Source organism: Tenacibaculum sp. MAR_2009_124 (genome assembly GCF_900105455.1).
Taxonomy (GTDB): Bacteria; Bacteroidota; Bacteroidia; order Flavobacteriales; family Flavobacteriaceae; genus Polaribacter.
Genome location: NZ_FNSF01000007.1, coordinates 198,045 through 219,023 on the forward strand (window position 1 = coordinate 198,045; position 20,979 = coordinate 219,023).

15 protein-coding genes are annotated in these 20,979 nt (G+C 32.9%); 7 read left to right on the forward strand and 8 right to left on the reverse strand.

Annotation, left to right across the window (positions count from 1 at the left end; translation table 11 throughout):
- The first annotated feature begins 392 nt into the window (after positions 1-392).
- A complete protein-coding gene (locus tag BLW23_RS17795; RefSeq protein WP_093672387.1) occupies positions 393-5,099 on the forward strand; it encodes a GEVED domain-containing protein in 4,707 nt (1,568 codons plus the stop codon).
- A gap of 319 nt (positions 5,100-5,418) precedes the next feature.
- On the opposite strand, the gene BLW23_RS17800 is transcribed toward BLW23_RS17795, so the two are convergent.
- A complete protein-coding gene (locus BLW23_RS17800) occupies positions 5,419-6,264 on the reverse strand; it encodes a CPBP family intramembrane glutamic endopeptidase (RefSeq protein WP_093672389.1) in 846 nt (281 codons plus the stop codon).
- Between the two features lie 720 nt (positions 6,265-6,984).
- Between BLW23_RS17800 and BLW23_RS17805 the strand changes: the two genes are divergently transcribed.
- On the forward strand, positions 6,985-8,205 hold the full coding sequence (locus BLW23_RS17805; protein ID WP_093667314.1) for an IS4 family transposase: 1,221 nt from the start codon (positions 6,985-6,987) through the stop codon (positions 8,203-8,205).
- A 552-nt stretch (positions 8,206-8,757) separates the two neighbouring features.
- On the opposite strand, the gene BLW23_RS17815 is transcribed toward BLW23_RS17805, so the two are convergent.
- The 4 genes from BLW23_RS17815 to BLW23_RS17830 all read right to left on the reverse strand — a co-directional run bounded on the left by BLW23_RS17815 (position 8,758) and on the right by BLW23_RS17830 (position 13,046).
- Positions 8,758-10,782, reverse strand: a complete 2,025-nt coding sequence (locus BLW23_RS17815; protein WP_093672393.1) for a M3 family metallopeptidase — start codon at positions 10,780-10,782, stop codon at positions 8,758-8,760.
- Positions 10,783-10,912: 130 nt separating this feature from the next.
- On the reverse strand, positions 10,913-11,392 hold the full coding sequence (purE, locus tag BLW23_RS17820) for a 5-(carboxyamino)imidazole ribonucleotide mutase (RefSeq protein WP_093672395.1): 480 nt from the start codon (positions 11,390-11,392) through the stop codon (positions 10,913-10,915).
- Between the two features lie 5 nt (positions 11,393-11,397).
- Complete coding sequence (locus BLW23_RS17825) at positions 11,398-12,555, reverse strand: 5-(carboxyamino)imidazole ribonucleotide synthase (RefSeq protein ID WP_093672397.1); 1,158 nt, start codon at positions 12,553-12,555, stop codon at positions 11,398-11,400.
- A 65-nt stretch (positions 12,556-12,620) separates the two neighbouring features.
- The gene (locus BLW23_RS17830) at positions 12,621-13,046 is read right to left on the reverse strand and encodes a Rieske (2Fe-2S) protein (RefSeq protein ID WP_093672399.1); all 426 of its coding nucleotides are present in this window, start codon (positions 13,044-13,046) and stop codon (positions 12,621-12,623) included.
- Positions 13,047-13,155: 109 nt separating this feature from the next.
- On the opposite strand from BLW23_RS17830, the gene greA reads away from it, so the two are divergent.
- Positions 13,156-13,629 (forward strand): transcription elongation factor GreA, encoded by a 474-nt coding sequence (gene greA, locus BLW23_RS17835; RefSeq protein ID WP_093672401.1) that lies wholly within the window; start codon positions 13,156-13,158, stop codon positions 13,627-13,629.
- A 164-nt stretch (positions 13,630-13,793) separates the two neighbouring features.
- Positions 13,794-14,186, forward strand: coding sequence for an HIT family protein (locus BLW23_RS17840; RefSeq protein ID WP_093672403.1), 393 nt, complete (start codon positions 13,794-13,796; stop codon positions 14,184-14,186).
- Positions 14,187-14,222: 36 nt separating this feature from the next.
- Here BLW23_RS17840 and BLW23_RS17845 read toward each other — a convergent pair whose 3' ends face one another.
- Complete coding sequence (locus BLW23_RS17845) at positions 14,223-15,371, reverse strand: sensor histidine kinase (protein ID WP_093672405.1); 1,149 nt, start codon at positions 15,369-15,371, stop codon at positions 14,223-14,225.
- A 76-nt stretch (positions 15,372-15,447) separates the two neighbouring features.
- On the opposite strand from BLW23_RS17845, the gene BLW23_RS17850 reads away from it, so the two are divergent.
- Positions 15,448-16,308 (forward strand): flavin reductase family protein, encoded by an 861-nt coding sequence (locus BLW23_RS17850; RefSeq protein ID WP_093672407.1) that lies wholly within the window; start codon positions 15,448-15,450, stop codon positions 16,306-16,308.
- A gap of 7 nt (positions 16,309-16,315) precedes the next feature.
- Positions 16,316-16,684 carry a DUF3127 domain-containing protein gene (locus BLW23_RS17855; RefSeq protein WP_093672409.1) on the forward strand — a complete coding sequence of 123 codons (369 nt, stop codon included), beginning with the start codon at positions 16,316-16,318 and terminating at the stop codon, positions 16,682-16,684.
- A gap of 307 nt (positions 16,685-16,991) precedes the next feature.
- Here the strand turns inward: BLW23_RS17855 and BLW23_RS17860 are convergent, their stop codons facing one another.
- Complete coding sequence (locus BLW23_RS17860; RefSeq protein WP_093672411.1) at positions 16,992-17,621, reverse strand: YqaA family protein; 630 nt, start codon at positions 17,619-17,621, stop codon at positions 16,992-16,994.
- 80 nt (positions 17,622-17,701) lie between these two features.
- The gene (locus BLW23_RS17865) at positions 17,702-19,258 is read right to left on the reverse strand and encodes an NAD(P)/FAD-dependent oxidoreductase (protein ID WP_093672413.1); all 1,557 of its coding nucleotides are present in this window, start codon (positions 19,256-19,258) and stop codon (positions 17,702-17,704) included.
- A gap of 64 nt (positions 19,259-19,322) precedes the next feature.
- On the opposite strand from BLW23_RS17865, the gene BLW23_RS17870 reads away from it, so the two are divergent.
- Positions 19,323-20,702 carry a short-chain fatty acid transporter gene (locus BLW23_RS17870; RefSeq protein ID WP_093672415.1) on the forward strand — a complete coding sequence of 460 codons (1,380 nt, stop codon included), beginning with the start codon at positions 19,323-19,325 and terminating at the stop codon, positions 20,700-20,702.
- Positions 20,703-20,979 lie beyond the last annotated feature (277 nt).

The window sequence follows — 20,979 nt, forward strand, 5'->3', positions numbered from 1 at the left end:
ATATTCAAATGACACAAAAAACAAGAGGTTGCTTTTTTCTTGTTCAAAGTGTTAAAACGCTTGTGTAACCTTTGTTTCGGAGTTCTTTTGTGATAAAAAAAGAATTGATAAACAGGTATATAGTGTTTTAGGTTTGTTTAGTGCTAAACTTTGGTATTAGAATAAGAAGTAGTAATGTTCTTTAAAACTTCATTCCGATAAAGCATAAGTTTTATAAGGATGAAACAAAAGAACCAATTTTAAAAGAATTGAAAAAAAACAAAAAAAGATATTCTAATTTTTTTTTTAAGTAGAATGAAGTAAAGTAATTGATTAATAGTAGAAAGCAACCTTTTCTTTAACCAAGAGCGATAACAATTAATTAAAACATTAAAACATTAAAACATTAAAACATGAAAAAAATTATTTTATTAGTAATTACTTTTATCTGTTTTCAGCACGGGTATGGGCAAAAAAATCTGAGTTTTGAAAAAGTTCGGAAGCACTATGATTTTAAAAAACTGGAGTCACTTGGAGAAAAGTACCAGTTGAAGCAAAAAAAGAACAAAGAAAAAGCGATTGCTATAGCAGAGCAAAAGGGGTGGCCTGTATCCTATACTAAAAATGGTCAGTATGTTGAATTAATGGGGGTTAAAAATGGCTACCCGATCTACTATACAACCCAAAATACTAATGCTGCGAGATCAACTCGTACTAATCATTTATACACTGGTGGTTCGCTTGGTTTAAATTTGTTAGGACAAGGAATGACGATAAATATTTGGGATGGAGGATTAACTCGACGAGGCCATACTGAATTTATCGGTACCAATGGACAAAGTAGGGTAACTATATTCGATAATAATGAAAATCTTGGAGGAGACTCAGGAAACCATACAACGCATGTTTTAGGAACTATGATAGCTCGAGGAGTAAATCCAAGTGCTAAAGGGATGGCTCCTCAGGCAAAGGGAAGAGCAGCTGAATGGAATAATGATATTTCAGAGATGGTTTCTGAGGTTTCACAAGGTATGCTTGTGAGTAATCATTCTTATGGGCAAGGATTCAGAAATCAAATTGGATTGGTTGTGCAACCACAGCACGCTTTTGGATCCTATGGAGAGCGAGCGAGAGATTTTGATGAAATAGCTTTCAATTCACCCTATTATTTGTCGGTTCATTCTGCAGGTAATGATGGGCAGGATAATACAGCCAATACAAATTCTAACAGTGGGTATGGTTGGGATAAATTTATAGGTAAAGATACTGCAAAAAATAATTTATTAGTTGCTGCCGCGGAGGATGCAGCGATAGATGATAATGGTAACTTGATTTCGGTTTCAATTTGGGAATATAGTAGTCAGGGACCTACTGATGATTATAGAATAAAGCCTGATATTACAGGGAATGGAGTAAATGTGTTTTCTTCAATTGCGTCTAGTAATACTTCTTATGATGAATATTCTGGAACTTCCATGGCTTCACCAAATGTGGCAGGATCTTTATTGTTATTGCAACAGCATTATAAAAATATAAGAAACAACGATTTAATGCGTGCTGCTACATTAAAAGGGTTGGCATTACATACAGCCGATGATGCAGGAGCGGTAGGACCAGATGCTAATTTTGGCTGGGGTTTATTAAATGCTCAAAGAGCAGCAGAGGTAATATCAAATGAGGGAGCGACTTCAATAATAAAAGAGTTAACATTAGCTTCTGGTGAAAGTTATACTCTTCAAGTTAAATCAGACGATGTAAATGCTTTAATGGCATCAATATCATGGACAGATCGACCTGGAGCGGTAAATACACAGTTAAATTCGACAACACCAGCGTTAGTAAATGATTTAGATATAAGAGTTGCTCAAGCTGGAACAACTAGTTTTCCATACAAATTAACGAGTCCAACAACAAGTGCGAAACAAGATAATAATGTAGACCCTTTTGAAAGAGTCGATATAGAGAATGCTGCTGGAATTTATACAATAAAAGTTACTCATAAAGGTACTTTGGTGGGAAATAGCCAAAACTATTCTTTAATTGTAACAGGAGTAACGGAAATGTTAGATATTTGTGTAGATATTGAAGTACCAACGAATATTCAAATAAATAATTTGAGTACCAATAGTGCTCAAGTAGCCTGGGAAGAGATAGATGAAGTTACTTATGAAGTACGTTATAAAAAGGTGGGCAATACAACTTGGAGTACTGTTGTAACTGAAGAAAATAGTCTTTTTTTAACGGAATTAGAAGCATCAACAGAATATGAAGTACAAGTAAGAAGTAAGTGTAGCGATGGTAATTATTCTGATTATTCCAATTCGTCGTTTTTTACAACGGAAGATGAGTTTGTAGATGAAGAAGCACCTACTGCTCCAGTATTGTCGGTATCAACAGTAACGACAACAAGTGTGTTATTAACATGGAGTGGCTCCACAGACAATGTAGGGGTTGTTAGCTATGATATTTACCAAGACAATGTTTTTGTAGCGAATGTAACAACAGAGAATTACAATGTTACTGGCTTAACACCTAGTACTACTTATATGTTCACGGTTAAAGCAAAAGACGCAGCAGGCAATGAATCAGTATTTAGTAATACAGTATCGGCAACAACGGAAGATGAGTTTGTAGATGAAGAAGCACCTACCGCTCCAGTATTGTCGGTTTCATCTGTAAGTGCAACAAGCGTATCATTAACATGGAATGGCTCAACAGATAATGTAGGAGTTGTTAGCTATGATGTTTACCAAGACAATGTTTTTGTAGCTAATGTAACTACTGAGAGCTATACTGTAACAGGTTTAGAGCCTAGTAGTACTTATACGTTCACGGTTAAAGCAAAAGATGCAGCAGGCAATGAATCAGTATTTAGTAATACAGTATCGGCAACAACAGACGCAGTAGTTGTATCGTATTGTGAGTCTTCAGGAAACAATAATGATGAAAGTATACAAAAGGTACAAATAGAGAGTTCAACAGGACTTTTACTGGAAAATTCCTCAGCTGGAGGGAGTGGGTATTCTGATTTTACAAATGTAGTAGTTACTTTAAAAAAGGGCGTTGAAAATACGATTACCATAACACCTGAATGGCAGGGTACTGTTTATAATGAGGGGTATGCGGTATTTATAGATTATAATCAAGATGGAGACTTTTTAGACGGAGGTGAAAAAGTATGGTCAAAATCCCCATCTCAAGATACATCAATTCAAGGAACGTTTACAGTATCTGAAACAGTAGGTTCAGGGCCAACAAGAATGCGTGTTATAATGAGGTACAATTCCAATCCTTCTCCATGTGGTGTTTATGATTATGGAGAAACAGAAGATTACGGTGTAAATATCATAAGTTCAGATGGGGTTGTAGATGAAGAAGCTCCAACAGCGCCTTTATTGTCTGTATCTACAGTAAGCTCAACAAGTGTCTTATTAACATGGAATGGAGCTACCGATAATGTAGGCATAGGTAGTTATGATGTTTATCAAGATAATGTTTTTATAGCTAACGTAACAACGGAGACTTATAATGTAACAGGTTTAACACCGAACACCACATATACTTTTAGAGTAAAGGCAAAAGATACCTCAGGCAATGAATCGAGCTTTAGTGATTCAGTTACGGCAACCACAGAAGAGGAAGATGGTATATTGGTAACTTATTGTGAGTCAAAGGGTAATAATTCAGGTGAGAGCATTCAACGTGTAAAGGTAGAGAATGTAACAGGCTTGTTACTGGAGAATTCTTCAGCAGGAGGTTCAGGTTATTCAGATTTCACCAATTTAACCTTGAATTTAACCAAAGGGCTTGAAAACACCATAACCATTACCCCTAAATGGGAAGGTACTGTTTATAATGAGGGGTATGCGGTATTTATAGATTATAATAAAGATGGAGATTTTTCTGATTCAGGCGAAAGAGTATGGTCAAAATCACCCTCAAAAGACACTTCCGTTCAAGGAACGTTTACGGTACCCGAAACAGTAGGGGCAGGACAAACAAGAATGCGTGTTATTATGAGATACAATGCAACCCCAGCCCCATGTGGAGATTATAATTATGGAGAAACAGAAGATTATGGCGTACAGCTTATAGATTCAGAACCAGATACAGAAAATCCAACAGCGCCAGTTTTAACAGGATCAGGAGTAACAACAAATAGTGTTTTGTTAATTTGGAGTGGAGCTACCGATAATATAGGTATCGAGAGTTATGATGTTTATCAAGATAATACATACATCGCAACCGTATCAGGAGAGAGTTATGAAGTAGTTGGTCTTTCACCCAATACTACTTACAGTTTTACAGTGAAAGCGAAAGATTTTTCAGGGAACGAATCGTCTGTAAGCAACACGGTTTCGATCACAACATTAGAGAATAGTGTTGTTGAGCTAGATTATTGTGAATCTAAAAGTACCAACTCAACTTTTGAATGGATTGACTACGTGTCATTTGGAGGTATGACCAATGTTTCGGGCAGTGATAATGGATATGGGGATTATACTCAAAATATAGCGACAGTTTCAAGAGGGACATTCAATGATTTAATTTTAAGTGCAGGTTTTAAGTCAACGAACTATAATGAGATTTGGAGTGTTTGGATAGATTATAATCAAAACGGAGAATTTACAATAGATGAACAAGTTGCTTTGGGTTCATCAAGCTCTTCTTCCAATATAACTAATGTTGTTGCCGTGCCACTTGGGGCCAAATTGGGAACAACTCGTATGAGAGTTTCGATGAAATGGAATGCTTTACAAGCACCTTGCGAAACCTTTACTTACGGCGAGGTAGAAGATTATACGGTAAACATAGTAGAGTTTGCTCTTCCATTTTCAGCTTCCCTTCAAGGAAAGTCTGACAGTGCAACTGAAACGTTACGTAGTGTAATCATTAGCGATTTTGAAGTGTATCCAAATCCAGTAAGTAGTTATGTACAATTCAAGTTTGGATTTAGAGCAGAAGGAGCTACGTATCGTTTAGCAAATGCTTTAGGGAAAGTAGTTAAGTCGGGAGCAGTTGAAAACACGGTTAATTTGTCTAATTTAAGTAAAGGAGTTTATCTTCTAACGGTAAACGATGGACAAAAGATAATGACTAAGAAAATTGTTAAAAAATAGTTTTAAAAAATAGTTTTAAAAAGTAGCTTTAACTACGGCCTTTTTAGGCTTTTTATGGTAAATCGTCAAAGTAACCTGTTTTGACGATTTACTTTTTCTTAATGAAGTCTTCATTGTTAATAAAATCATTTAAAAAAAAAAATACAAGTCTTCTGCACGATACTAATTTAAAATATCCATTGGGGTACTTGAAGTTTATAACATTTGTTCATTATTTTTGAATATAATTTTGATCTTGCCTCTTTGATGAAATTATCTTTACTTTTAATAGAGGTCTAACTGCGTCATAGCAAATGTGGTTATGGGAATAAAATTTATTTTACTCTGGAAAATATGAGAATAATAAAAAGTTGAGAAAATTTAATATAAAATGAAGTATAATAGATTGTTCTATCTTTTTTGTTTCCAGATATATCCAGCCATAAAAACATCCTGCAAAGATAGCCATGATAACATTTAAAACACCAGTATTAATATAAATAAGGCCGTATAATAAAGCGCCTACAAATATACTAATATAAGGACTGAACGCATTCTTAAAAAAATGAGCAATCTCTTTTTGTATAAAACCACGAAACAGAACCTCTTCTGTTAAACATGTGAAAAATAAATTACTGATTAACCAAATAGATAAAAAGTTCAATAATTTTTTGTCATAAAGAGTTATATTAAGTAAGACTCCCCATAAAACATAAATTGTAGCAATAAAAAATAAAGATTTAGCAATGGCATTGATTAGCTTTTCATTGTCCATTAATCTGTTTTTCATTCCTAATGAAATAATGACTATTCCTATAAGAGTTTTGTTAATATTAAGTCCAATGTTAAGAGGGGTTAAGTTGCTGTCTACAATTATGTTATGTGCGTGTTTGTAGCTTCTGAAACCAAGAAAGGGCATTGAGAATAATAAAGGTATGGTTAAAAATAATACAATTAAAAAAAGTACAATTGATTTTTTTTTGTAGTAAAAATAAATAGAGGAACTAAAGATTAGGGTATAAAAAATTGACAGGAGAGAAATTTTTTTTAAAATGAAAGCAAATAAAAAAGAAAGAAATAAAAAAAACAACCAATATGGTATTTTGTAGAATAACTTTATTTTTGTCCATAAAGAAATAACACTTAAACTTAAAAAAAGGTAGATTAACAAATTATCTATATTCATTTAAAACAATATTAAAAATTCTATTTTAGATCTAATATACTTAATGTAAAGGGATTTAATAGAAAAGGAGTACAGAAGAATGAGAAAATACAAGTCTTATAAAGAAATGATACCAATCATAATTATTATTTGTTTTTTGTACATTTCGTTATGTAAGCCTCCGAATTTTCCTTAAAGGGAGCTTATAGCTTTTTAAAAGAATCAATGATATTAAAATAAAAATTTTGCGAAATAGCATCGAAAGAAAGAAGAAGCCATCTACTTTTTTTAAATAGGAACTATCATAAAATAGCTAAACCCTTGTTTTTAAGAGGGTTTTGTTGTATCTTATATTTATAATAAACCCCGAAAATCACCAAAAAAGGTAAAAAACGGGGTTTCCATTTGTGTAATTATGAAAATACGAAGAATTTCTGAAATGCAATACCGCATTTCAATTTTTTTCCCTCAGTGAGAATTATGATGCTCATTATACACTCTTTTTAGAGGGAGATTTGGGCAAAATCTATTCTGCTATTGGTTGGGATGACTTGGTTACTACTTTAAATATTACTGAACAAAAAAAAGCGCCTAAGGGCAGTCATGGTCGGAAGATTTTTCTTCCGACTTTTTTTGTTTCTAAGAAATAAAAAAAAATTATTTTAACCTGCTGTTTTTCAGTTGTTTAACTTGTTTTTGAGTATTGTTTTTTGTATCTTATATACTGATAATTAAGCTATTATGTCAGTATTTAAAGATCATAAAATATCCGTAAAAGAATTATTAGGTATTATTCCAGAAGCTCTTTTATCTAAATTATCATCCACAACTAATGTGGATTATTACACCAAAGTACTTCATGGTAAAAAAATGTTTTATTTGTTGCTTTATGGTATTGTAGAAAACGAAAAATTAAGTCAACGTACCTTAGAAGATACTTTTAATGATTCTCTGTTTAAAACTCTTTTCAATTTAGATAAATCAGAATCCATCAGAAGAAGTTCTATCTCAGAAAGGTTATCTAAAATTGATTCCGATTATTTCGCTCAAATATATCAATGCATTTATAGCCAGTTTCACGATGCTTATCCAATGACTTCTAATAACGAAAAACATCAATTAGTTCATGTGGATAGCTCGATGGTTAGTGAAGCTGCTAGTAAATTATTAGAAGGAATTGATCATAAAAATGGTAAGAAATCTGTTAAATATACTATTACCTTTGATGGTTTATTGCCTTGTGAGTTTAAAGTGTTTACAGAACCTAAGTATTCCAGTGAAGATATGGCTTTGCCTGAAGTTATAATGGATCATGTAAAACAACACAAAAATCATAAAAATATTTACGTCATTGATAGAGGTCTTCAATCTACCAGAACCATGAAAGATTTTAGTGGTAATGATATTTATTTTATTGCTAGAGCAAAAGAAAATAGAAAATATGTAGAATTGGAATCTTTACTCGATAAAAATCAAAACTCTGACCTAGGAGAGTTAAGCCTTATAAAAGATAGTAAAGTATATCTGTATACTGGTAAAGCTATAAATAATAAGAGAGGAAATATTCACTATAAACAAGAGTTAGTAAAGACTCCTTTACGTTTGATTGTTGCAAAAACAAAAACTGAAGATCACAAAGAATTTTGTTTTATTTCTAATCAATTTGATCTCTCTGCTAAGGAAATTACGCAAGCCTATAGAAAGAGATGGGATATTGAGGTCTTTTTTCGCTTTATAAAGCAAGAACTAAATGTAAGTCACTTAGTATCTTTGAATAAAAACGGAATCAAAGTAGTTCTATATATGACTTTAATTGTAGCAATGTTAATAGCAATCTATAAAAAAGCTAACAATATTGGGTATAAAACGGCTAAAAGAAGGTTTAAAATGGAACTCAGAAATTTAGCCATTGCTATGATTGTGGTAATTTGTGATGGAAATTTAGATCATTTTGAAACTTAAAAATAAATGGTCGGAATTTCTTCCGACCATGACTGCGTAACTTGGACTACCTACAAAAATTGGTAGAATTTTTGTAGGTAGTCCATACCGATTCAATTTATCTTTTTTTTTGTACCAAAACTTCCCTGTAGTCTCACTGAAGTTTTTCTTGCAACCATTACAAACATAACGCTGAATACCTTTAAGTTTACGGTTAGCGCGTATCTGCTTACCTGAACAATTAGGACAAGTAACTGTTTATTATCATTGCTGTCTTTTACTTGTGCTTCCTGTATAGACAACGATAGTAATGATGAAACGATTTCTTACTGTGCTAAAGATGAACTACTAACAAAAAAATCTCTAAAGTCTGATGGAATCATAAAATATCATTTTAAACTAAGATAACACATATCTAAATTAGAACTTAGCCTTTTTAAATAATGTATTTAATATTAAGAGCCCATTTGAATTTACTAAATGCTAAGAAAAGAATAAAAGAGTCCTTATTTTTATAAAAATAAGGACTTCCTATTTTAAGTTAAAGTTGAAACTCAATATGAACTTAATTTTTTATTTAGAAATTAATCCAGCTCGCTTTAGTAACGCATCTGAATTAGGTTCTTTCCCTCTAAACCTTTTGTATAATTTCATCGGTTTTTCTGTTCCTCCTTTAGAAAGAACGTTTTCTTGAAACTTATTTGCTACTTCAGAATTAAATATTCCTTCTTCCTGAAAGTATTCAAAAGCATCTGCATCCAATACTTCCGCCCATTTATATGAATAGTATCCAGAAGAATATCCTCCTTGAAAAATGTGAGAAAAAGAAGTACTCATGCAGTTTTCTGGTACATCAGGATATAATTTGGTATTTAAAAATGATTTTGATTCAAACTCTTTAACAGAAGTAACAGATTCTGGAGATGCTCCTGCGTGCCAACTCATATCGAGTAATCCAAAACTTAATTGCCTTAAGGTTTGCATTCCTTCATGAAAACTAGCTGATTCTTTAATTTTTTCAACATACTCCATCGGAATTGTTTCGCCTGTTTCGTAATGCTTTGCAAACAACTCGAGCGCCTCTTTTTCATAACACCAGTTTTCTAATACCTGACTTGGAAGTTCAACAAAATCCCAAGGAACTGAAGTTCCAGATAAACTGCCGTAAGTTGTATTTGCTAACATACCATGTAACGCATGTCCAAATTCATGAAATAAGGTGGTAACTTCATTAAAAGTTAATAAAGAAGGCTTTGTTTCTGTTGGTTTTGTAAAATTACATACAATTGAAACCTGCGGACGCTCGTTATTACCATCTAAAATTTGTTGAGATTTATAGGAGGTCATCCATGCACCATTTCTTTTACCTGGCCTTGGGTGAAAGTCAGCATAAAAATGAGAGATAAAATTACCGTTATTGTCGGAAACCAAATACGTTTTAACATCTTCATGGTATTTATCAATGGTATCAATCTCTTCAAAATTTAAGTTGAATAATCGATTGGCTATTTCAAAAACACCATTGATAACATTCTCCAACTTGAAGTATGGTTTTAGCAATTCTTGATCAAGAGAAAATAATTTTTTCTTTAATTTTTCTGAATAATAAGCACTATCCCATTTTTGAAGTTGATCAATATTGTCGAGTTTCTTTGCATAATTTTCAAGATTCTCAAACTCACGTTGAGCGGCCGGCTTTGCTTTTTCAAGTAAATCGTTTAAAAACTCCAATACGTTTTCAGGTTTTTCCGCCATACGTTCTTCCAAAACAAAATTTGCATGCGTTTTGTAACCTAGTAAATTGGCTCTTTTGTGACGAAGTTTTGTGATTTTTAAAACAATAGCCTCGTTATTATAGTCATTTTGTTGAAACCCTTTTTTACCAAATGCTATGGAAAGCTCTTTTCTCAACTCTCTATTATCGGCATAAGTCATAAAAGGGATATAACTCGGATAATCCAAGGTAACTACCCAACCTTCTTTATTACGTTGCTTGGCTAAAATGTTAGCGGCTTCTTTTGCACTTTCAGGAAGCCCAGTTAAATCATTTTCATTGGTAATATGCATTTCGAAATTATTCGTTTCAGCAAGTACATGTTCACCAAATTGTAATGAAAGTTTTGAAAGTTCAGCATCAATTTTACGAAGCTCCAGTTTATCTTCTTCGTTTAGGTTCGCACCATTTCGAGCAAAGCCTTTATATTGCTTGTCTAAAAGTGTTTCTTGTTCAGGAGTTAATTCTAAATCACTTAATTGGTCATAAACTTTCTTCACACGAGCAAAAAGAGCTTCATTTAAGGTAATGTCGTTTCTAAACTCACTTAACCAAGGTGAAACATCTTTTGCTATTTTTTGAATTTCTTCATTTGTTTCAGCGGAATTCAAGTTAAAAAATATAGAGGTGATTCGATCCAATTTTTGACCAGTATTATCAAGTGCTACCGTTGTGTTTTCAAAAGTTGGTTCATCTATATTCGAAACAATAAGCTCAATTTCTTTTTTGGCAAGAGTAATGGCTTCTTGAATAGCTGGTTTATAATCTTTTTCTTGAATTTTAGAAAAAGGAGCTGTATCGAAATCTTGTAAAAGTGGATTCATTTTCTGATTCTTTTAAAGTCAGTTTAAATTTTTAGAGATACTAATATAGGTATTATCTTATTTATATAAATAAAAAGAACCTCATAGATTTTGGAGCTATGAGGTTAGTTGTTTTTTTATTGAAAGATGATTATTTTCTAACTCTTTCTGAGGCTTTTTCAACCTTTAATTTTAGTCCTTCTTTGTAGGCAACTATTTTGTCTAAAACACATTTGTCAGAAGCTCCAATAATTTGAGCTGCTAGGATACCTGCGTTTTTTGCGCCATCTAAAGCTACAGTAGCTACAGGAACACCTCCAGGCATTTGAAGAATTGATAGTACAGAATCCCATCCATCGATAGAGTTTCTACTTTTTACTGGTACTCCAATTACTGGTAACGGACTCATACTTGCTACCATACCTGGTAAGTGAGCAGCACCACCGGCACCAGCTACAATAACCTGAACCCCTCTTTTATGAGCATTGTTAGCGTAATCGAATAATTTTTCAGGAGTTCTATGAGCGGAAACAATATCAACCTCTACTTTAATATCAAAACTCTCTAAAACTTCAATAGCTTCTTGCATTATCGGAAGATCAGAATCACTTCCCATTATAATTCCTACCATAATTTTTATTTAGCGATAACTTTTATAGTTTCTTTTACTTGTTGCGCAATTTCACGCGCTTTATTAACATCAGTATTTACAATTGTTACATGTCCCATCTTTCTAAATGGTTTGGTGTGTTTTTTACCGTATAAATGAGGTGTAACTCCTTCAATTTTCAATACTTCTTCAATATTCTCGTAAATTACATCACCTGTGTGCCCTTCTGCTCCAACAAGATTCACCATAATTCCTGCAACTTTACTGTCTGTATTTCCTAAAGGTAAATTTAAAATACTTCGAAGATGTTGTTCGAATTGATTCGTATAACTAGCCTCAATAGAGTAATGTCCTGAGTTATGTGTTCTTGGAGCAGCTTCATTTACAAGTATATTGTCATCTTCAGTTTGAAACATTTCAACGGCCAATAAGCCCACAAAGCCAAAAGCATCGGCAACTTCTAATGCAATTTCACGTGCTTTATTTGCTACCGTTTCATCGATTCTAGCAGGACAGATTACATACTCAACCTGGTTTGCTTCTGGGTGGAATTCCATTTCAACAACAGGATATGTTTTGATATCTCCTTTTTTATTTCTTGCTACGATTACGGCTAGTTCATTTTTAAAAGGAATTAACTTTTCGGCAATGCATTCTCCAGATGGTAGGTTTTGTAAGTCGTCAATAGATTTTACAATTTTTACACCATTCCCATCATAACCAAAACGAGCAGATTTCCAAACAAAAGGAGTCTCTACAGTTTTTTCATGTATTGCTTTTTCTAAATCTTCCTTCGAAGCAAATCTTGTAAAATCTGCAGTAGGAATAGCTTGCTCATCATAAAAAACTTTTTGTAGAGCTTTATTTTGTATGGTCCTTAAGTTTTTTGGTTTTGGAAAGATCGTAAGACCTTCCTCTTCCAATTTGTCTAAGGCATCAATATTTACATTTTCAATTTCTATGGTTAGCAAGTCAACTTGCTTTCCGAAATTATATACAGTGTCGAAATCTAGTAGATCTCCTTGATGAAACTCATTACATATTTGAGCACATGGAGCATTAGAATTGGCATCTAAAATTACAGTGTAAATATCTAGTTTTTGCGTTTCAGTAAGTAACATTCTTCCTAATTGACCGCCACCGAGAACGCCCAATCTAAAATCTGAAGAGAAATAATTTTTCACGTTAAATCTGTTAGTTATGTTGTTGTCGCTGCAAAAATAAGAATCTATTTGGTAGTAATTTGAAATTAATTACTTATTTGTAAAGTACTACCACTTTGAGTTACCGTATACACTCGAGCTCCACCAGCACAACTAATATCACCAGAAATTAGGCTACCGTCTAACATACTATACTTGGTGCCATCACAAGGGCATTCTAAAATAGGAGGATTTACTACCATGGGTGTACCACAATCTCTATTAGGAGATTGTCTATCTATAGCAACATACGGAGAAAAAGAACCTCCCGTTCCTTTATTAAACAGAACAATACCGTTAATACCTCCATTTACTGTGGCACTTCCATTTGGAGTAAGTAATCCATTTAGTTGTGGGTTGTTTAAATCAAAATTAAGAGATTGAATAGAGTTGTTAAAACAGCTATTTTCAACCACATTACCACCGCAGCTAACAAAAGCTCCAAAGAAAAGTGTAAAAAGAATTTTTTTCATTTGTTAAGTATATAGATGAAGACATAACGTTACAAATTTACGAAAATTTTGTACATTTGTAATACAATCTCATCCCAAAGGGTATGAGATTTTTAAATTTAAAGAAGTTATGAGCGACGTATCTTATTATACAGAAGAAGGACTTAAAAAGTTAAAAGATGAATTAGCACACTTAGAGCAGGTAGAAAGACCTCGTGTGTCGCAAGAAATAGCAGATGCAAGAGATAAAGGAGATTTAAGTGAAAATGCTGAATACCATGCTGCAAAAGAGGAGCAATCATTGTTAGAAACCAAGATTGCAAAACTAAGGAATGTTGTGGCAAGTGCTAGAATTATAGATGAAAGTGAACTTGACACTTCTAAGGTTTTAATCCATTCAATTGTAAAGATTAAAAATACAGTGAATAATATGGAATTTACGTACACCTTAGTTGCAGATAGTGAAAGTGATATAAAGAATGGAAAACTATCTGTTAACTCACCAATAGGTAAAGGTTTATTAGGTAAACAAGTTGGAGATTCGGCTGAGATAAAAGTTCCAAATGGTATTATGAAATTTGAAATTATGGATATCTCTCGTTAGAAGAAATTATAATAGAAAATTAATGTGAAAATCGGGTTTTAGGAGACTAAAACTCGATTTCTTTTTTAACTTTACACTGATTGAATTCAGTATAGTAAATCAATATTGTTCTTAACCAGTTTACTTAGAGTTAAGAATAAAAAGAAATTAAACTTAAAACGAATATGGCTAGTATATTTACAAAAATTATTCAGGGAGAAATTCCATCGTATAAAATTGCGGAAGATGATAACTTTTTCGCTTTTCTTGATATTAATCCAAATGCTCCAGGACATACCTTGGTTATTCCTAAAAGAGAAGAAAATAAGCTATTCGATTTATCGGAAGAGGAATACAGTGGGCTAATGGCTTTTTCTTACCGTGTGGCAAAAGCAATTGAAAAAAGTGTGGATTGTGAACGAGTAGGAATGAGTGTGATTGGTTTAGAAGTTCCTCATGTACACGTGCATTTAATTCCTATTAATAAAATGGATGATATGCGCTTTATTTCAAAAGCAAAACTAACTACCGATGAGTTTTTTATTATTGCAGGAAAAATAGCAAGTAATTTTCAATAAAAGATAATACGGTTAAATAAAACAAAGGGTATTTACTTAGACTTTATTTAACTGTATTTCAAAAGTCGTTCCCTTTCCGAGCTCTGATTTCTGAACAAAAATTCTTCCTTTATGATAACTTTCAACAATTCTTTTGGATAATGAAAGTCCCAATCCCCATCCTCTTTTTTTAGTTGTAAACCCAGGCTTAAAAACATTCGAAAATTGAGATTTGGGTATTCCTTTTCCAGTATCGGATACACGAATAATAACGTTTCTGGAAGTTTCATTAACACTTACCTTTATCTCTCCTTTACCTGACATGGCATCAATGGCATTTTTGATCAAATTTTCAATCACCCAACCAAATAATTCAACACTAATTTGAGATACAATAGCTGAATTAGGCGCATTAAATATAAAATGAACTTGTTTTGAACTACGAGACTCTAAATAAGTAAATACTTGCTTAGTTTCGCAAACAATATTTTGTTCTTTTAAACTCGGTAAAGACCCAATTTTTGAAAATCTATTTGCAATAATATTGAGGCGATCGACATCTTTTTCAATTTCTTCCACATACATTTCGTTAACTTCCTCAGCACGCAAAATTTCTATCCAACCTAGCAGAGAAGATAAAGGCGTACCAATTTGATGAGCGGTCTCCTTAGCCATACCAGTCCAAAGTTTATTTTGTTCTGCAATTTTATTCGATTTAAAAACCATATAAATAATGGTTAAGAACAAAGCTAAAATTAAAAGTAAGGCTAGGGGATAATATTTCAACTTATAAAGTAAGTCAGAATTTCGATAATAGACATATCTCTTTTGGGTGTTTTTATAGCTTACTTCAATTGGTTTGTTTTGACTTTTCATTAAAGTCAGTTGATTTTTGAGATATAGCGAATCCAAACTTTTTATACTATCCAGATTATTACTACTTAAAATATCTCCATTTGAATCGGTAAGAATAGCAGGGATGTTTTTGTTATTATCTATAATCTTCATTAATAGAGTAATATCTGTATCAAGATCTGAATTGTTTAATTCTTGATTAGCAGAGGCGTACAATTCCATTTTCATACGCTCTTCTTCCTTAAACTTCTGAAAGAAAATATACGTATTCCATAGAATTAATAAAACAATGATAAATGAAGCAAAAACCGCAATTCGTTTAAGCCAAAAGTTATTGTAAAAAAAACTCATAGGTCAAATATAAACTATTCTTAGGTATAACTTCTTTTTGGAAACTGTAGTATATTTACACTAAAATAAAAGAATAATGTTATCCATAGATCCTAAAAATATTCCAACACAAAAATTACACGGGTATTTACTTGGAGCAGTCGCTCCAAGGCCTATTGCTTTTGCAAGTACCATTGATGAAAATGGGGTTCCAAATTTATCTCCTTTTAGTTTTTTTAATGTTTTTGGAGCAAATCCTCCAATAATGATTTTCTCTCCAGCAAGGAGTGTTCGAGCAAATACAACAAAACACACTTTAGATAATGCCGAAGCAACAAAAGAGGTGGTGATAAATATTGTAAATTATGACATTGTACAACAAATGTCTTTAAGCAGTACAATGTATCCAAAAGGAGTTAATGAGTTTGAAAAAGCTGGTTTAACAATGTTACCGTCTGACGAAGTAAAACCATTCAGGGTGGCCGAATCTCCTGTACAGTTTGAATGTAAGGTAAATGATGTTATTTATACAGGAAGTGAAGGAGGAGCAGGGAATTTAATTGTTTGCGAGGTGGTTAAGCTACATATTAATGAAGATGTATTGGCAGAGGATGGAAGCATTGATCAGTACAAAATAGATTTAGTGGCCAGAGCAGGAGGAAGTTTCTATAGTAGAGCAAGAGATGGTTTTTTTGAAATTCCTAAGCCCTTATCCACTTTAGGTATTGGTGTCGATCGAATTCCTTTTGAAATTAGAAACAGTAAGGTGTTAACTGGGAATAATTTGGGGATGCTAGGGAATATAGAGCAACTCCCAACAGAAAATGATGTTAATAACTTTGCTAAAGAACAGCAGCGATTTGTTGGTGTATCTGAAGAAAAAAAGCATATTTTTGCACAAGAGTATTTAGAAAATAATGATGTAGAAAGTGCTTGGAAAGTACTTTTATTAAAATAGAAAAGTAATGGAAGTAATTGGTAAAATTAAATTAGTCAACGAAACACAAACCTTTGGGAGTAACGGATTTAGAAAGCGTGAATTGGTAGTAACTACAGATGAGCAGTATCCTCAAATGATTATGATTGAGTTCATTCAAGATAAATGTGATTTATTAGATAGTTATCAAGTAGGGCAAGATGTGAAGGTTTCGATTAATTTAAGAGGACGAGAGTGGATTAACCCGCAAGGAGAGGCAAAATACTTTAATTCTGTGCAAGGTTGGAGGATTGAGAATTTAGCGCAAGCAGCATCTCAAAATATTCCACCAGCGGACAGTTTTGCTCCAGCTCCGGATTTATCTTCAGATAATGAGCCAGATGATTTACCATTCTAAGTAAAGCATATATAAGAAAATTTAAAAAAGAGCGATAATCGCTCTTTTTTTTGTGAAAAAATTAAGGGTTTCCGCGGAAAATTACATTTTATTTAACGGAAAACACATTTTTTAACAAGATAACGCTACTTATATTTGTAGTATTATTTCTCATCTAATGAGGATTAATTTAAGGGGAAACAAACCTTCTAGGATAAAAACTAGGAGGTTTTAGCTAAAATCGACTTTTAGAAGGGTATATATATATAAAACACCGTAATTGACTAAAAAATCAATTGCGGTGTTTTTTTATAGTGTAAGGTTATCTTTAGCTAACCATGCTAAAAATAGCCCATGCATAAATAGCGAAACGTAAGAAACGGAAAAGACCAAAAACAACAACTCCCTTCAATGGATATTTAATCATTCCAGCCGTCATACAGCTAATTGAAAATGGAAGAGGTAAAAGTGCACCGACTAAGATTAAAAAACCACCCCATTTACTGGTGTTCTTTAAATGCTTTGCCATTTTTACTTCTAAATATTGTTTTACAGACTTTATTTTAAGAGCCGACCTACCAATAAAATAAGAGATGATACCTCCCGAATATGACAAAAAAGCCAATATGGAAAGATTTATAACAGGCTCGGAAGTCTTTTTTGACCAAGCAATAAAAATCTCAGGAGGAATTAATCCTAATATTGTTTCAGAAATGAAAAATGTAATTAAAACACCAACTCGAGAAAAAGTTTCAGTCATAGCCTGAAGCCCATCGTTAATATTATAAACATATTTATTGAAAAGTACTAATCCAACAACTACAGCAACAATTGGCCAAAAAGCCTTTTTTAAACTTTCCCAAATAAACATATAAAACCCCGTTCGTTTATAGTAGATGTGAAGTCTTTTAGCTTTGGGTGATTTATTCTTCTTTTTTCTTTTTTTATTATTTTCCATCCGATACCTTTTTCACTCTGTTCTTAGAGGGGGCAAAAATACGAGGTAATCGCAGATAAATCAAACAAATAATGTTATAATTATAATATTTGAGAGGCAGCTTCAGCACAACGTTCACCGTCCATTGCTGCAGAAATAATACCACCAGCATAGCCACCGCCTTCACCACATGGAAACAAGCCTTTAATTTGAGGGTGTTCCAAGTTTTCTTTTCTTGGAATATTAACAGGAGATGATGTGCGAGACTCTACACCAACAATATTAGCTTCAGATGTATAATATCCATGCATTTTTTTCCCAAATGCAGCAAACCCTTTTCTAAGTCTACTTCCAATTATTTTAGGAAGCAGTGAATGAAGTGGAGAGGAATTTAATCCTGGTTGATACGATGTCTCATTCAGACTTGTTGATAGTCTTCCTTCAACAAAATCAGTGAGTCTTTGAGCGGGTGCTACTTGACTTTTCCCCCCAGCATCAAAAGCTAGTTTTTCTAAATCTCTTTGAAACTGAAGCCCTTTGAAAACACCAAACTCTTCATATTTCTTAAGATCCTTGTCTACATTTATTTCAACTACAATTCCAGAATTAGCGAATTTGTTATTTCTTCTTGAAGGCGACATTCCATTTACAACTACTTCTCCATTTGCCGTGGCTGCAGGAACTATAAAGCCTCCTGGGCACATACAAAATGAATAAACACCTCTATTATTTGCTTGATGAACTAAGCTATAAGCAGCAGCTGGTAAAAGCTCATCTCGTTGACCAGAGCAACTATACTGAATTTGATCGATTAGTTCTTGAGGATGTTCAACACGAACTCCCATGGCAAAAGATTTTGCTTTTAAGAGAATATTATTTCTATTTAAAAGTTCGTAGATATCTCTCGCAGAATGTCCCGTGGCTAGAATTAAAGCATTTACAGCTAATTCTTTATTGTTTTGAAGGTGTACGGCTTTTATCTCATTATTTTTTATAATAAAATTGGTAACACGTGATTCAAAATGAACTTCACCTCCAAATTTTAAGATAGTTTCGCGGATGTTCGTAATAATTTTAGGAAGCTTGTTCGTTCCAATATGTGGATGTGCATCAATTAGAATTTGTTCAGTGGCCCCATGATATACAAGATTTTCAAAAATACGCCTTACATCTCCTCGTTTTAGGCTTCGAGTATATAGTTTTCCATCAGAGTAAGTACCTGCACCTCCTTCACCAAAACAGTAATTCGAATCTTCATTTACTTCATGAAACTGATTTATAGCTCTAAGATCTCTTCTTCTGTCCTGAACATTTTTACCTCTTTCAAGTACAATAGGTTTATAACCTAATTCAATACATCGAAGAGCAGCGTACATCCCAGCAGGGCCAAAGCCAATGATATGTATTTCTTTGGCATTTGAAACATCTTTGTAGTTAAATTCGTATTCGGTATTTTCTGGACCGGGTTCATTAATGTAGGCAGCTACTTTATAATTGAAAACAACTTCTTTTTTACGTGCATCAATTGATTTACGAAGTACTTTAATTTGGTTGATATTACTTGTAGGTATACTTAATTTTTTAGCGGCTTTCTTTTTAAGAATATCCTCTATTCGTTCCTCTCTTAAATTTACACGTAGTTGAAGTTCTTTCATCATCTTGCAAAACTAGTTAAAACAATTTAGTCTATTTGATTATTTTTATCAAATCAAACTTTATCGCATGAAGATTACTCAACTTATAGAAAAAGCATTTAAAAAATATTTACCTTCTCCTTTTACCATTGCTATACTACTTACATTGATAACCTTTGTTTTGGGGATTTTTTTTACGAAGCCTGAAAATAGTACGTTGTCGACATATTCACTAGAGGTTTTATCTTTTTGGGAGAAAGGAATTTGGACGAATGGTTTGTTGGTTTTTGCTTACCAAATGATGTTGATTTTAGTCTTGGGTCATGTATTGGTACTAAGTAAACCTGTAAGTAATTTAATTCTTCATGTTACAAAATACTGCACAAATACGGCAACTAGTGCTGCGGTTGTTAGCTGTACAACAATGTTAGTGGCATTTTTTAATTGGGGTTTGGGATTAATTTTTGGAGCATTACTGGCAAGGAAAGTAGCTGAGTATGCCCAATCTAAAAACATCCCCTTAAATTATCCAATAATAGGGGCTGCAGGTTATGTGGGATTAATGGTATGGCATGGAGGTATCTCTGGGTCGGCTCCTATTAAAATTAATGAACCTGGTCATATTAAAAGTATTATGAAGTCAGTATCGTCAGAACAAGTTTTAAAACAAATCCCCGAGTTAATTAGTTATTCTGAAACTGTTTTTAGTTGGTGGAATTTACTTACTTTTTTATTGGTGTTAGTAGGAGTTACTTTAACGTTTTATTTTTTAGGAAAGAAGTCAAAAGCTACGTTAATTAATTTGCCCGAGTATAAATTTTCTAAAGAGCTAAAAGGGACGACACATGCTGAAAAATTGGATAATTCTAAATGGTTAGCGTATGTTTTTGGATTATTAATTTTAGTGGCATTTATATATAGATATACTGAAGATATGATAGCATTAAAGATAACACCTAATTTAATTAATTTTTTTATGCTGGGATTGGGGATTATACTTCATGGGAGTTTTAAAAATTTCACAAATGCGGTAGGTGAATCTATAAGCGATGTGTCAGGAATTTTAATTCAATTTCCTTTGTATTTTGGCATTATGGGAATTATGAAAAGTACGGGAATGGTTACTTTAATTTCGGGTTTCTTTGTTTCAGTTTCAACGGCTACAACCTTACCAATATTTACGTTTTTTAGCGCGGGGTTGGTAAATGTTTTTGTTCCAAGTGGAGGAGGGCAATGGGTTGTGCAAGGTCCAATAGTTGTTGAAAGTGCTTTACAATTAGGTGTGCCCTTGCCGAAAGCTATCATGGCAATGGCTTATGGAGATCAGGTAACTAATATGTTACAACCATTTTGGGCTTTACCTTTGTTAGGGATCACAAAGTTAAAGGCTCGAGAAATATTGCCATATACATTAGTAGCGATGGTGGTTGGTAGCGCTATATATGTATTAGGACTTCTGATTTTTTAATAGTAGGAATAATTTAGAGGCTAATTTTCTTATGATGATATTGAAGGTTTTAAAAATGGTTTTAACTAGATGCTCTTTATAGTTCTGCCTAATAAGTTCATTTAACGCGAAGACTTATGAATTATAGGTACTATACTTAAGAAAACCCATACCACATGGTAATTACATTAAGATCTTTTTAGAGGAGTAGTTTTTGCTTTAACATAGCTTTGTAATACAGAACTCAAGAGTTTTATTCATATGGACGTTTTAATACGCATTTGGAGTAAATTGGGGT